This is a genomic window from Rhodobacteraceae bacterium M385, from assembly GCA_025141835.1.
Lineage (GTDB): Bacteria > Pseudomonadota > Alphaproteobacteria > Rhodobacterales > Rhodobacteraceae > Gymnodinialimonas.
Map to the genome: position 1 here is coordinate 1,692,778 of CP081102.1, position 14,295 is coordinate 1,707,072.

The window sequence follows — 14,295 nt, forward strand, 5'->3', positions numbered from 1 at the left end:
CGGCACGTGTCTGGCGGCGGCCCAATGACCCGGAAGAGGTATAAACGAACGCCTCTTGCCGAGCCACATGGACCACGCCTTGCTCACACCAAAACCCCACCCGCGTCGCCGATCACGCCTTGGGTGTCGGCTTCGCCCAGAAGCATTTCATTGTGGGCTTTGCCCGAAGGGATCATCGGGAAGCAGTTTTCGTGCTTCTCGACCAGGCAATCAAAGATCACCGGGCCCTCGTAGTTGATCATCTCCATGATCGCGTCGTCCAGATCCTTAGGGTCCGAGCAGATGATGCCGTGGGCGCCAAAGGCTTCGGCCAGCTTCACAAAGTCGGGCAGGGCTTCGGACCAGCTTTCAGAATAGCGCTCTCCGTGGAGCAGTTCTTGCCACTGGCGGACCATGCCCAAACGCTCGTTGTTCAGGATGAACTGTTTCACCGGCAGGCGGTACTGCATGGCCGTGCCCATTTCCTGCATGTTCATCAACCAAGAGGCTTCGCCGGCAACGTTGATGACCAGCGCGTCCGGGTGCGCCACTTGCACGCCGATAGAGGCCGGGGTGCCATAGCCCATGGTGCCAAGTCCGCCCGATGTCATCCAGCGGTTCGGCTCGTCAAAGTCGAGGAATTGTGCGGCCCACATCTGGTGCTGTCCCACTTCCGTGGTGATGTAGCGGTCGTGGCCTTTGGTCAGCTCTTGCAGACGTTGCAGGGCGTATTGCGGCTTAATCACTGTCTCGGACGCTTTGTAATCAAGGCACCGCACGGTGCGCCATGTCTCAATCTGCTCCCACCAATCCTTCACGGCGGCACGCTCGGCCTTGCGGCCCCGGGCTTTCCAAACCTTCAGAATGTCTTCCAACACATGGCCTACATCCCCAATGATCGGGAAATCGGCGTGGATCACCTTGTTAATCGACGAGGGGTCGATATCCACATGTGCCTTGCGTGAATTGGGCGAGAAATCAGCGATCCGGCCGGTGATACGGTCATCAAAGCGGGCGCCGATGTTAATCATCAGGTCGCAGCCGTGCATGGCCAGATTGGCCTCGTAGGTGCCGTGCATCCCCAACATGCCAAGCCATTTGTCGCCCGAGGCGGGATAAGCGCCCAAGCCCATCAGGGTTGAGGTGATGGGGAAGCCCGTGGCCTCGACCAATTCTGTCAAAAGCGCGCTGGCCTTGGAGCCAGAGTTAATCACCCCGCCACCGGTGTAGAACACTGGTTTCTTGGCGGTTTCCATCGCCTCAACCAAGGCGGTGATGATATCAATGTCGCCCTTCACCTTGGGCTGATAGTGGCTGACTTTGGCTTTGGGCTTGGGCGTGTATTCACCGGTGGCGAATTGCACGTCCTTGGGGATGTCCACGAGAACGGGGCCGGGCCGACCCGAGGTGGCGATGTGGAAGGCCTGGTGGATTGTATCCGCCAAACGATCGGTTTCCTTCACCAGCCAGTTCATCTTGGTGCAGGGGCGCGTGATGCCAACGGTGTCGGCCTCTTGGAACGCGTCTGAGCCGATCATGAAGGTGGGCACCTGACCCGTCAGGCAGACAATTGGAATGCTGTCCATCAGCGCATCGGTCAGGCCGGTCACGGCATTAGTGGCACCGGGGCCAGAGGTTACCAGAACAACGCCGGGTTTGCCGGTAGAGCGCGCATAGCCTTCGGCGGCGTGAACCGCGCCTTGTTCGTGACGCGCCAAAATGTGGCGGATCGCGTTTTGCTGAAAGATCTCGTCATAGATCGGAAGGACAGCGCCACCGGGATAGCCAAATACCGTATCGACACCCTGCTCCTTCAGGGCCTCGACGATCATTTTTGCTCCGGTCATCTGCTGTGACATGCTTTGTGACATGGGCGCTTCATCCTTCTTCATCGCGCTTCATCTTTCGTATGCGAAATTGTATTCCAAAAAAAAGCCCCCGGAGGGTGATCCGGGGGCGCATGGTTCCAAATATGGATGTCGTTACCGACCCATGCGCCTTTTTCCTACAAGTACGAGAATGCCGGACATTGCCGAGCCTCCTATTATCGCGTGGGCCGGACGTTATGACTGAGGGTTTTTCGCGTCAACAGCCAAAAGTGCCTGTTCGTGAATAAAATGTCGTTCAAGCGGCGTTTTGCGCAATTAATGTCGCGAGGGCGGTCGTAACATAACCTTCATACAGTCGTTACAGACCTGTCGCGCTCTGATCCTAAACCGCCCCTAGCTGCGCCGTGATGCGCGGACTTCTTTCTGTTTGCAAAGCTAGGACATCCGATGAAAGACATCGATACAAGCGACATGAGCTGGGACGACTGGGACGAGACAATCCGCCCGGCCCCTGAAACCACCGACTTTGACCGCGTTGTTGACGCCTCGATGAACCGCCGCGGCTTTCTCGGGTCGGTTCTGGCAATTGGCTCCGGCGCGGCTGTTATGGGCACAGCGATGTTGCGCGGCACAACGGCCATGGCAGACGGCCACGCGACGTTTCCGTTCGATCCAATCTCGATCTTCACCGATAACACGGTGCATGTGCCTGCGGGCTATAACTGGAGCACGGTTGCCCGTTGGGGTGATGCGATGTTCTCGGGCGCGCCCGAGTTTGCCAATGGCCACGGCGTTGATGGTTCCGACATGATCTTCGGTGAAAACACCGACGGCATGGAGCTGTACAACATCGACGGCGCAGAAGTGATTGCCGTGAACCATGAATACGTGAACCCCGGCATCAACATCACGGTTGCCGACGGCGCAGAGCCAACGGCCGACGACGTAACGACCCTGATGAACCTGCAAGGCGTTTCCGTGATTGAAGTCGCGATGGGTGACAACGGCTACGAGATCGTCGTCGATAGCCCCTACAACCGCCGCATTCACCACAACACGCCAATGACCATTGCGGGCCCCGCCGCTGGTCACGCGCTAATGCAAACCTCGGACGATCCCGCAGGCACAACGGTGCTGGGCACGCTGAATAACTGTGGTTCCGGGCGCACTCTTTGGGGCACCTATATGACCTGCGAAGAGAACTTTAACGGCTACTTCGGCGCCACCGACGCCGACGCGCCACGCCCCGACGGCTTTGATCGCTATGGCATCGCCGCTGACAGCCGCTACGCCTACGAGGTGTTCCACCCGCGCTTTGACTACGCGGCGGAGCCCAATGAAGCGCACCGTCACGGCTATATCGTCGAGATTGATCCCGCCGATCCGACCTCGACACCGGTCAAGCGCACCGCACTGGGTCGCTTCAAGCATGAAAACGCTGCCATGACGTTGGCCGCTGACAACCGTGTTGTCGTCTATATGGGCGATGATGAACGCGGCGAGTTCATGTATAAATACGTGTCCAACGGCACCTATACCGAAGGCGGCTCTACTGAGGGCCTGTTGGATGACGGCACGCTTTATGCCGCGCATTTCAACACCGACGGCACCGGCGAATGGCGGGCGCTGACGCCTGACACCACCGAAATGGACGCGGCGATGATCTGCATCCACACCCGTCAGGCAGGCTCTGCCGTGGGGGCCACCACGATGGATCGCCCTGAGTGGATCGCCGTTTCCACCACCTTGCCCGAGGCCTACTGCTGCCTCACCAACAACTCGCGTCGGGCCGAAGGCTTCACCAACGCCGGTGGCGACGCTGCTGAACCTGCGCCGGGCACCCCGAACGAGCGTGCGGAAAACCGCTACGGTCAAATCGTGCGCTGGCGTCCTGTGGGCGAAGATCACGGCGCGACCGATTTCACATGGGATCTCTATGTGATGGCGGGCAACCCTGTGGTTGGTCTTGGGGCCTATGCGGGATCGGACAATGTGACCGAAGGCAATATGTTCAACTCTCCCGATGGGATGGTTGTGGACAGCAACGGGTTGATCTGGATCCAGACGGACGGCGACGACAGCAACGAAGGCCCTTACTCTGGCATGGGCAACAACCAGATGCTGGTGGGTCATCCTGAAACGGGCGAAATTGCGCGTTTCCTGACCGGTCCAAGCGGGTCCGAGGTGACGGGCCTGACGTGGAACAGCGACCGCACTGTGGCTTTCGTGGGCATCCAGCACCCCGGCGGCAATTTCCCTGACGGCGGTGACAGCGTCCCGCGGTCGTCCATCGTTGCCGTATGGCGCGAAGACGGCGCGACGATCGGTTAAGGCTTCTACTATATAGTATAGTGGGATCAGGAAGGGGCGGCATTTCGGTGTCGCCCCTTTTACTTTGGCGGCGACTTTTGCGGGACGCCGAGCCTGATTTCTAGAATCACTTCGCTTGTTTTTGGGGACGGAAAACGTGCGTTCCGCCCAATTTACGAGGAATGCCGCGATGCGCAGCCGTTTTAGACGCAGATTCGGTGCGCAAAAGATCACCATCCCTAGGTGTGTCGGCTCAATTTTTGAGCGTTGTGGCGGTGATACCCGAAATCACCAAATATTGTTGGAGGGCGATAGCGCTAACGAAGATGCCGGGAAGGGAGGCAAGCCCCAAAATGCTCGAATTGGTCAAAAGATTTTACAGAAACTGCCTCAAAGGTGAAGAAAAGCTGTTTTCTGACGGCAAGCGCCGCGCTAACGTGCCGTCACTTATAAGCCACTGGGCACCCAGGAGGGGGGCTCGGGGAAAAGATCCAACCGGGAGGATTACACGAATGGATCGTCGTTCTTTTTTGCGGACATCCGCTGTCGGCGGGGCAGCAGCCGCGTCCACGACACTTGCAGCACCGCTTTACGCCCAAGGTAACCGCGAGCTGACGCTTGTGACGTCTGTTCCAGACGGCTTTGCGATTTTTGATGACGCAGCACAGCTTGCCATCGACTACATTGCCGAGATGACTGATGGTCAGCTGACCTTCAACAAGAACTCTGCCGGTACACTTGTTGGCGCGTTCGAAGTGTTTGACGCTGTGTCTTCGGGCCAAGCGGACGTGTATCACTCGGCTGAGTACTACTTCCTCAACCAGCACCCTGCATTTGCCTTCTTCACGTCCGTGCCTTTCGGCATGACGTCGCAGGAGCTGGCAAACTGGTACTACCGTCGCGGTGGTCAGGAAATGCACGACGATCTGTCGTCGCTGTTCGGCTTGAAGCCCCTGATGTGCGGTATGACCGCGATGCAGCCCGGCGGTTGGTTCAACACGGAAATCAACTCGGTTGAAGACCTGCAAGGTCTGCGCTTCCGTATGCCCGGCCAAGGTGGTCAGGTTCTCGGCCGCCTCGGCGCGTCGGTACAGAACATCCCCGGTGGCGAAATCTACCAGGCGCTGTCCTCTGGCCAGATCGACGGTGCGGAGTGGATCGGTCCTTACGCGGATGAGCGCATGGGCTTCCAAGAGGTCACCAACACCTACTACGCGGCTGGTTTCCACGAGCCAGGCTCTGCCCTGACCATGGGCTTCAACTTGGAAATCTGGGAATCGCTGACACCACAGCAGCAGCGCATCTGTAAAGTGGCGACCGAGGCCGCTCACGCACAGAACACCGCTCTGTCGCTGGCTGAAAACGGTGCCGCGCTGGCCCGCTTGCAGTCTGGTGGTGTTCAGGTTCGCCAGTTCCCTGACGACGTTTGGGATGCCTTCGGCTCTGCCGCCGCAGAGGTTCGTGAAGAGAACATGGGCGACGAAATCTACGCCAACATCGCGAACTCCTACTTCGCGTCTCAGGCAGAATCTGCCGGTTGGTACGAGATTGCTGACGGCGAGTACCAGCGTCAGCGTAACCGCGTTAACGCCGGTTAATCACCCGATACGTCTAAAGACCTCCTCCATCCTGCCTTACGGCGGGGTGGGGGCGTTTTCAAAGGCCCCTGACGGGTCGCCTTTGTTTGGCGGCACCAATGGCCGAGATCGCTTCGGCTGGAGATTCTCAACATGCTAGATCTGATCCTCTGGGCTCTGACGGAGTTCGTGATGGCCCCGGTGAATATCGTCACCGCGCTGCTCAACCCCTCGTCTTGGCTCGATTGGTCCAACCCCGAAGCGTTGTCGCGATTCATGTATTATGGGGCCTCGGTAGAGCTGTTTTTCGCGCTGTTCTTCGTGTTAACCATCATCACTGTCATCGGGGTCTTCAAGCGCGAGTTCCTTTGGACCTGTGTGCGCATCCAAGAAGGTTTCGCCAATGCTTTGGGCCGCACCGCGGCCTGGGTTGGCCTTTTGATGGTGCTGCAACAGGTGATAATCGTTTTCCTTCAGCGTATTTTCCGCGTGCCGGATATTTCGTTCGGGCCGTTGGGGATCACCTTCACGCAAGACCTGTCTTGGTGGGCGGAGGAGCTGAAGCTCTATAACGCCATCATCGTGACGCTCTGTGTGACCTATACATTCGTGCAAGGCGGCCACGTTCGCGTGGACCTTGTGTATTCTGCCGTGAAGTTCCGCACCAAGAAGGTGCTGGATATGTTGGGCGCGATGTTCTTCATGCTGCCCGTAGTGACGCTGACGTATATGTACGCCTGGTTCTTCATGTGGCGTCACCTTGTGGTGCCGAACCCTTCCGCCTCGGGCACGCTGGATCGCATGATTATGCAGTCGCGCGCCCTGCGGTGGAATGTCGAAACCATTGGCTTCAGCCCCAACGGCTTCAACGCTTACTTCCTCTTTAAGGTGCTGATTGTGGCCTATTGCGTGCTGGTCTTCCTGCAAGCGTGGTCGATGTTCTGGCGCTCGTACCTGGAATGGAAAGAGGGCGAGGCCAGCGAAGGCAAATACATTGATCAAGATTTCCTGGGCGACGAGGCCGAGGAAGTCGAACACGCCATCCACTCAGGTTCCACCTGATCCACAACAAGACAATGCGCCCCCATAGGCGCAGCATAGGGACGAATTAGATGCTATTTGGATTGGACGGGGTCGAGATTGGCCTGATTATCGTGTTCCTCACCTTGTTTGGTGGGATCATGACGGGCTTTCCGGTGGCCTTCGCCATTGGTGGCGCGGGTGTGATTTCCTTCGCGATTATCGCGGTTTTGGACAGCTCTGGCTTGCTGATCCACCAAGCGGTGGATGTGCGATCAGAGGATTATCTGGCGCTGATTGCCGATGGAGTCCCGCGAGATACGATATCAACGTTCAGATATCCCGATTTGCCGCGCATTGATGAGGCGTTGTTCACCGGCGGTTGGGAAACCGCGCTGGATCGCAACCTGTCGTTCATTGTGAACCGCATGAACGAGCGTGTGATTGCGGGCCAATCCATCGAGATCCTTTTGGCCGTTCTGATGTTCGTGATGATGGGCATCACGCTGGAACGCTCGAAAATTGCCAACGACCTGCTGACCACGATGGCGCGCGTCTTCGGCCCGCTTCCCGGCGGTCTGGCTGTATCCATCGTGATCGTGGGCGCGTTTCTTGCGGCCTCGACCGGGATCGTGGGCGCGACAGTTGTGACCATGGGCCTGCTGGCTCTGCCGACAATGCTGCGCAACAACTACTCGCCCGAGTTGGCGACCGGCGTTATCGCCGCGTCGGGTACCTTGGGACAGATCATTCCACCTTCGATCGTGATCGTTCTTTTGGGCACACTGGCGGGTGATCTGTATGCCACGGGGCAAGAGACCCGCGCCGTCACCGCAGGGTGCCGCGATGCGCTGACCTATCTGGGCCAACCTGCGGTTCTGTCGGTCGGCACATTGTTCCAAGCGGCGCTTCTGCCGGGCATCTTCCTGGCGTTCCTTTATGGCGCGTATTCTTTTGGTTACGCTTTGGTGTTCCCATCGAAAGCTCCCGCGGTGCAAATGGGGACCAGCAGCGGAGAACCCGTGACACGGGGCGAAGGTCTGACTTGGTTCCTTGGGGTGCCAGCGGCGATTATCATCGGGGTAAGCCTTGCGGCCTCCGTGGGTATCGTGGGCAGCCAGACGATCACCGTGTCGGATATGTCCGACGGAGCGGCCAGTGCATCGCTGCGCACCAATGTGTCCGAGCAATGTGCGGCGGGCATGATTGAACTGCACGGCCAAGAGGCCTGGGACATAGCCGTCGCCGAGCAGGCCGCCATTGAATCGGGCGCCGCAGGGGAAGCTGCCCATGAGCGCACACCGGAAGAGATGGTTATTGCCACCGATGCGGCCCTTGCCGCGGCGGCGCCCATCGGCAGCGGCGTTGCGGTCCTGTTCACGCTTTTGGCGCTGACCTTGGTGTTGGCACGCGGCATCTCGCCGTCGTCCTCTCCGCTGCCATTGTTGGTGGGGGGAATGGGCATCGTGCTGGCCTTGGCGGCTGATGTGATGTTCATCGGTCCGTTGACGGGACCGGGGACGACCTTTGCGGTTCTCGCCATTCCTTTCGGTCTGACGGTCTATGGGTGCTACCACGCCGTGGGGCGTCTGTCGCAGAACGAGCTGTTGCGTGTGGTCTTCCCGCCGCTGGTTTTGATCGTGGCGGTTCTGGGCTCGATCCTTGGCGGGATCACCAACCCGACACCGGCGGCCGCCTTGGGCGCAGCTGGGGCGATCATGTTGGCGGCCTATCGCAAGTTTGGCGATGACCGCGGCGGCGCGAAGATCATTGTTGGGGCGGCCTTTGCCGTGGTGATCATGATCGTCGTGGGCGTGAACTTTGACCTGCGGATGTCGCGCGAGGCCGTAACCGTTGCCGATTGGCTGGCCTATATCGTGACGCAAGCTGCCTATCACTTCGCCTTCTTCGGCCTGCTTTTTGCCTGCTGGACGCTTTTGCGCACTAGCGTTTTGGGACCAGTTGTGCGCGAAACGGCGAAGGTCACGAGCATGGTGTTTACCATCCTCATCGGGAGCCAAGTGTTGAACCTGACGCTGATCGCCTTTGGCGGTGAGCATTACATCCAGCAGTTTCTGCGGGCGTTTGACCAGGAATGGGTCGTGTTCCTGCTGGTGATGGCGATCTTGTTCTTCCTGGGCTTCGTGCTCGACTTCCTGGAGATCATCTACATCGTGATCCCCATCGTGGGGCCGGTCATTTATGGCGGGACGCTGGACCCGAAATGGGTGACGATCATGATCGCGGTGAACTTGCAGACCTCGTTCCTGACACCGCCATTTGGGTTTGCGCTATTCTACCTAAGGGGCGTGGCGCCAAAGTCGGTGACGACGGGGCACATCTACCGAGGGGTGCTGCCGTTTGTGGGCATTCAGGTGTTGGGATTGGCGATCTTGTGGTTCTTCCCGGGCATCGTGACGATCGTGCCGGACCTGCTGCCGAACTAGGGTTTCGAGAGCCTGTAGAGATTGGGGAAGGGGGGCCATGGCGGCCCTCCTTTTTCGTTTGGAGGCGCGGAGGAGGGGGTGGACCCTCCGGGGGCGATATTTTTGAAAAGATGAAGGGGGGCCGTGCGCGTTTACGCGGAGGGTTCGATCAGATCCCAGAGGTTGCCCCAAGGGTCGCGCCATTGGGCGACGGTGCCGTAGGGCTCGTGCCGGGGCGTTTCTAAGAGAGTGCCGCCCGCGGCGGTGATCTTGGCGGCGTCCTCAGTGAAGTTGCTTGAGTGCAGGAAAAAGCCCACACGGTCGCCGGTTTGCTGGCCAAGGGCCGAGGACTGGCTAGCGGTTGTGGGCATTGCGAGGAGGAGGGCGGGGCCCTGTGGGGAGGGGCTGACGGTGACCCAACGCTTGTGGGTTTGGTCCTCGTCGCTCAGCAACGTCCAGCCGAGGCCATTGACGAAGAAGGCGATGCCCTCGTCGTAGTCGGGCACGATTAGGGTCAAGAGCGCGAGGCGCATCAGCGGTTTCTGTCGGGGGCGGCGCGCAGATCGGGTAGGGTGATTTGGGCCACTTGCTGCGCGATGGGATCGGTTGAGAGGGGGTGGGTTTGGGTGTCGTAATCTTCGGGCGCGCCGATGTCTTGCCATTGGCCGTTTACGTGGACCTCGAGCGCGGGAAAGTTTGCCTTGTAGCCCATTTTCGACGAGCCAGGCACCCAATAGCCGAGATAGACGTAGGGCAGGCCGGCCTCTTGCGCGAGGGCGATGTGATCGAGGATCACGTAGGTTCCCAGGGAGTTATGTTGCAGGCTCGGCTCGAAGAACGAGTAGACGAGGCTGAGGCCGTCATCGAGGATATCGGTCAGGCAAACGGCGGCCAGATCATCACCCTCGGTCTGGTCGCGGTATTCGATGACGCGCGATTTGACCGGAGTTTCCTCGATCATCGCGGCGAATTCGAACACATCCATGTCGGCCATGCCGCCATCGGCGTGGCGGGTATCAAGGTAGCTGCGAAACAGCGCGTATTGTTCTTCCGTGGCCCAAGCAGAGCGGGGGTGGCGGATCAGGTGTTTGTTGCGCTTCGAGATCCGCTTGTGGCTGCGTTTCGGCGCGAAATCCGCCACGCGGATGCGGGCGGACAGGCAAGCGGCGCAATCGGTGCAGGAGGGGCGGTAGAGCACGTTCTGCGACCGGCGGAACCCCTGTTTGGAGAGTGAATTATTTAACGCCTCCGACTGATCCCCTTGCAACGCGGTAAACAGTTTGCGTTCGCGTCTGCCGTCCAGGTAGGGGCAATCTTGGGGCGCTGTCACATAGAATTGTGGCGCGATGGGTAGCGTATGGCGCATAAAAATAGGGTCCCGTGTCGTCGGCCTTAGAGTGCAACACTCGACCGCGATGGGGCAACAGCTTTCTGGAACGTGGTTACTTTGCTGTTGCCCCTTGGGTCCAGTCTTTAGGCCGGGCGGTTAATCATCACGGTGCCGACAAGCTCATCGGGAAGGCTGCGGTTGAGGGGGCGGCCCATCATCATGCCGATGGAAATCAGCTGGATTACGAAGATCGTGGCGAACACCAGAAAGCAACCGGTATGAATGGCGGCCTCTTGGCTGGTGAGGCGGGCGCCGGAGGGGCCGCGCAATTCGATATTCATCAAGCGCATCCCGAGGGTTGCGGATTCCGCCCGGATCGTACGCCAGCGGTAGAAGAAGGCGAGGGCAAAGTGCACCGGTATCCAGAGCAGAAAGGCAATCCCTGCGGTCAGAACGCTCAGGATTAGCATCGCGGTGAAAATCAGCGCGGCGTCGATGGCCCAGGCAAACAGGCGTTTAGGCAAGACGCCGTCGTAGAAGGCGGCATCATAGGTTGGGTCGGGCAGGGGCGAGCGGGTCATGGACAAGGACATGGCAATCAGGGGAGCCTTTTGAAAGGGGAAAAAGGGGGCGCGCGCCCGGATTGGGACCAGTGGGCGCGCGCGGGGATAAGCCGAAGGCGAGGGGGGACGGTTACGCCTTGGCTTCTTCGGTCTCGGCCTTTGCGGCTTCGGCCCGGTCGTCCATGAAGGCATCGAATTCGGACTTGTCCTTGGCATCGCGCAGGCGTTGCAAGAAGGCCTCGAACGCGCCTTGTTCATCTTCCAGGCGCTTCAGCGTGTCAGCCTTATAGGCGTCGAAGGCACTGTTGCCGGAAGAGTTGAACTTGTGGCCACGGTGGCTGTGGCGGCGGGATGTGCAGGAACCATTGAACATGCGTTTACTCCAGATCATGTAGGCAAGAAGGGCGAGGCCGATGGGCCAGAAGAAGATGAAACCGATGACCATGGCAGCGATCCAAGCGCCTTTGCCGCGGGCATCAAGCCAGTTCTCCGCCCGAGAAAACCAACCAAGGCTTTCATGGGAATGGGTGGGGGCGGTTGTGGTGGTCATGGAAGTTCTCCTTGGGGTTGGTGGGATATTCGAATGTAAATGTTAATCACATTAACTCATATGGGAGGTCCGGCGGAGCGGGCAAGAGGCAAAGTAAATCTTTTTTACATTTTCTAATTTGGGGGACGGAGAAGGAGATCGGTGCGGGCTCTGATTTGGACGAACGCCCGCTTGCCAGCATCCGGCGGCTCTGTCGAACGTATCATCGAGTTGGCGTCAATAATTCGTTTAGTTGCTAGGAAGTAGGGCGTGCGCGGTCACGAGTTCACGAAAGCGGGAGGTGACTAGACGACCGGTCTATTACTTCCTATCTACCCCCCCATGACAGAGCAAACGAAATCCGATCAGACACGCAAGAAGATCCTTACGGCGGGGCGGGAGCTTGCCTTGAAGGGGGGCTTTAGTGGCGTTGGTATTGCGCAAATTCTTGCAGAAAGCGGCGTGCCCAAGGGGTCTTTCTACTATTACTTCCCCTCCAAGGACGCCTTCGGGCAGGCGATGCTGCAAGATTACGTGGACGATTACCTGTCACGCATTGATCTGCTGACCGCGGGCCCGGCATCGGCGGGCGACAAGCTGGCGGCCTTTTGGGGCGCGTGGCTTGGCCAAGAGGGGGCGGGCGGGATCTCGACCCGCTGTCTCGTGGTCAAGCTGGGGGCAGAAATTGCTGACCTGTCGGAAGGGATGCGCGTGGTCCTGGATACGGGCGTGGACGCCTTGGTGGACCGGATCGCCGCCCTTCTTATCGCGGGCGTCGGGGATGGGTCCGTGCGGCCCGTGGACGACCCGCAAGCGGTGGCGCGGATGCTTTACGCCAAGTTTCTGGGGGCGGCCATCCTTGCCAAAATATCTCGGAGCGACCTGCCGCTACAGCAGGCGCTGGCCGAGACTCAACACATCTACACAACAAGATAACCACTATGAATGGACTGAAAATGAAAGCTGCTATTCACGACACATTTGGCGAACCGGTTGACGTGCTCGTCGCCAAGGAAACCGCAAAACCTGCCCCCGCGGCGGGTGAGGTTCTGGTCAAAATGACCCTGTCGCCGATCCACAACCACGATCTTTGGACGATCCGGGGCAACTACGGCTACAAACCGGACCTGCCTGGCGCCATCGGCGGGTCCGAGGCCCTTGGCACGGTAGAGGCCGTGGGCGACGGCGTAGACGCCGCCTTGGTGGGCAAGCGCGTGACGGTTGCGGGCATCCACGGGTCTTGGTCAGAGTATTTCGTGGCCCCAGCGGCGGGCGTTTTGCCCCTGCCAGACGCGATTTCCGACACGCTAGGCGCGCAATTGATCGCCATGCCGTTCAGCGCCCTGTCGCTGCTAGAGACTTTGAAGGCCAAGAAAGGCGATTGGATCATCCAAACCGCGGCCAACGGCGCGGTGGGGCGGATCATGGAGGTGCTGGCGAAAGCGCGGGGGATCAACTTGGTGAACCTTGTACGACGCGACGCCGCCGCTCAGGAATTGAAAGACTTGGGCTTTGGCAACGTCCTCTCCACCAGCGACGCTGACTGGAAAGAGAAAGCGGCGCAGTTGATCGGCCCGGCAGGCGCGGTTTCGGCGATTGATTCCGTTGGCGGCGAAACCTCGGCCGATCTGGTCGACCTTCTGGGCGTGGATGGAGAGCTGGTAGTGTTTGGCACGGCAACCGGGGCGGCGATGCCCCTGTCGTCGGGAGCGCTGATCATGAAGCACATCACGGTGAAGGGCTTCTGGGGGTCTCGCGTCAGCAAGGACATGGCCCCCGAGGAGCGCACCCGCCTGATCACTGAGTTGGTGACACTGGCGGCCAAAGGTGAACTGACGTTGGCCGACGGTGGTGTTTTTGGACTGGATCAAGTGTCCGAGGCCATGACAGCGGCGCTAGAGCCGGGCCGGGCGGGTAAGGTGATGCTGCGGCCATAAAGGGCGAACCCGACGCGCCACTTTGCCTAACAGGGCAGGGTGGCGCGTTTTTAATACGGCGCGTAGTTGGAACCAGCGCGCTATTTCTGCCGCAACATAGCAAGGGCGCGATCAGACGTGTCGCGGATGTGATGCTCGATCAAGCTGGCGGCACGTTCCGCGTCGCGATCCAAGGTGGCGACCATCAGTTGGCGGTGTTCTTCGAACTTCAGTTTCCCCAACCCTTCGGGCGCTTTCTTGGTGACGAAACGATAGCGGTCCAATTGGTCAAACATCATAGAGCGTAGGCGCAGTAGCCACCGGCCCGGGCAAGCGGCCACCAGCGCCTCGTGATATTCGCGGTGCCTTTCCACCCATTCCGAATGACGGGCCATCCGGGCCTCCCACGGGAGGCCTTCGATCAAGCTCAACCGGTGATGCACGCCGACGATATGTGCTTCCCAATCCTCATTCCCATGGGCAATCGCCTCTTGGATGGCGCGTTTTTCAAGGGTGATGAAATGGTCGGTAATCTCTGCCAGTTCGTCCGCAGAAACGGGCGCGACCTTGAACCCTTTACCGGCTTCAACCGTCACGAACCCTTCTGACGAAAGTTGAGACAGTGCCTCGCGTAGCGTGCCGATGCCCACGTCATAGCGCTTGGTGAGGTCCGCGAACTTCAGGCGCGTCTCCGGTTCGAACACGCTGCTGACAATGTCGGTTCGCAACCTGGCCAAGACGTCACGCCCCCCTGAGCTGCTGCTTGCCTGCTTGTCGGTCGTGTCTGAAGGGGTAGGTGTCACGGGTTGCTCCATC

At 59.4% G+C, this 14,295-nt stretch carries 12 protein-coding genes; 6 read left to right on the forward strand and 6 right to left on the reverse strand.

All coding sequences use genetic code 11. The features are described from left to right. Nucleotides 1–83: 83 nt before the first annotated feature. Nucleotides 84–1,838, reverse strand: a complete 1,755-nt coding sequence (locus K3728_08285) for an acetolactate synthase 3 large subunit (protein ID UWQ97492.1) — start codon at nt 1,836–1,838, stop codon at nt 84–86. 417 nt (nt 1,839–2,255) lie between these two features. Between K3728_08285 and K3728_08290 the strand changes: the two genes are divergently transcribed. The 4 genes from K3728_08290 to K3728_08305 all read left to right on the forward strand — a co-directional run bounded on the left by K3728_08290 (nt 2,256) and on the right by K3728_08305 (nt 9,162). Further along, nucleotides 2,256–4,139 (forward strand): PhoX family phosphatase, encoded by a 1,884-nt coding sequence (locus tag K3728_08290; GenBank protein UWQ97197.1) that lies wholly within the window; start codon nt 2,256–2,258, stop codon nt 4,137–4,139. Nucleotides 4,140–4,630: 491 nt separating this feature from the next. After that, nucleotides 4,631–5,716, forward strand: a complete 1,086-nt coding sequence (locus tag K3728_08295; protein UWQ97198.1) for a TRAP transporter substrate-binding protein — start codon at nt 4,631–4,633, stop codon at nt 5,714–5,716. A 132-nt stretch (nt 5,717–5,848) separates the two neighbouring features. Then, nucleotides 5,849–6,757: a C4-dicarboxylate ABC transporter permease gene (locus K3728_08300; GenBank protein ID UWQ97199.1), complete on the forward strand. Its 909-nt coding sequence runs from the start codon at nt 5,849–5,851 to the stop codon at nt 6,755–6,757. A gap of 50 nt (nt 6,758–6,807) precedes the next feature. Then, nucleotides 6,808–9,162, forward strand: coding sequence for a TRAP transporter large permease subunit (locus tag K3728_08305; protein ID UWQ97200.1), 2,355 nt, complete (start codon nt 6,808–6,810; stop codon nt 9,160–9,162). A gap of 131 nt (nt 9,163–9,293) precedes the next feature. On the opposite strand, the gene K3728_08310 is transcribed toward K3728_08305, so the two are convergent. The 4 genes from K3728_08310 to K3728_08325 form a co-directional block, all read right to left on the reverse strand. Beyond that, nucleotides 9,294–9,674, reverse strand: coding sequence for a VOC family protein (locus K3728_08310; protein ID UWQ97201.1), 381 nt, complete (start codon nt 9,672–9,674; stop codon nt 9,294–9,296). Next, on the reverse strand, nt 9,674–10,507 hold the full coding sequence (locus K3728_08315) for an arginyltransferase (GenBank protein ID UWQ97202.1): 834 nt from the start codon (nt 10,505–10,507) through the stop codon (nt 9,674–9,676). Before K3728_08315 ends, K3728_08310 begins: the two co-directional genes overlap by 1 nt. A 107-nt stretch (nt 10,508–10,614) precedes the next feature. Then, nucleotides 10,615–11,052 carry an RDD family protein gene (locus K3728_08320; protein UWQ97203.1) on the reverse strand — a complete coding sequence of 146 codons (438 nt, stop codon included), beginning with the start codon at nt 11,050–11,052 and terminating at the stop codon, nt 10,615–10,617. Between the two features lie 112 nt (nt 11,053–11,164). Continuing rightward, on the reverse strand, nt 11,165–11,584 hold the full coding sequence (locus tag K3728_08325; GenBank protein ID UWQ97204.1) for a DUF2852 domain-containing protein: 420 nt from the start codon (nt 11,582–11,584) through the stop codon (nt 11,165–11,167). Nucleotides 11,585–11,905: 321 nt separating this feature from the next. Between K3728_08325 and K3728_08330 the strand changes: the two genes are divergently transcribed. Together K3728_08330 and K3728_08335 are read left to right on the forward strand one after the other, a co-directional pair. Further along, the gene (locus K3728_08330; GenBank protein ID UWQ97205.1) at nt 11,906–12,499 is read left to right on the forward strand and encodes a TetR/AcrR family transcriptional regulator; all 594 of its coding nucleotides are present in this window, start codon (nt 11,906–11,908) and stop codon (nt 12,497–12,499) included. Nucleotides 12,500–12,519: 20 nt separating this feature from the next. After that, a complete protein-coding gene (locus K3728_08335; protein ID UWQ97493.1) occupies nt 12,520–13,500 on the forward strand; it encodes a zinc-binding dehydrogenase in 981 nt (326 codons plus the stop codon). Between the two features lie 80 nt (nt 13,501–13,580). On the opposite strand, the gene K3728_08340 is transcribed toward K3728_08335, so the two are convergent. Next, entirely contained in the window at nt 13,581–14,282 is a 702-nt protein-coding gene (locus K3728_08340; protein ID UWQ97206.1) for an FCD domain-containing protein, read from the reverse strand. Nucleotides 14,283–14,295 lie beyond the last annotated feature (13 nt).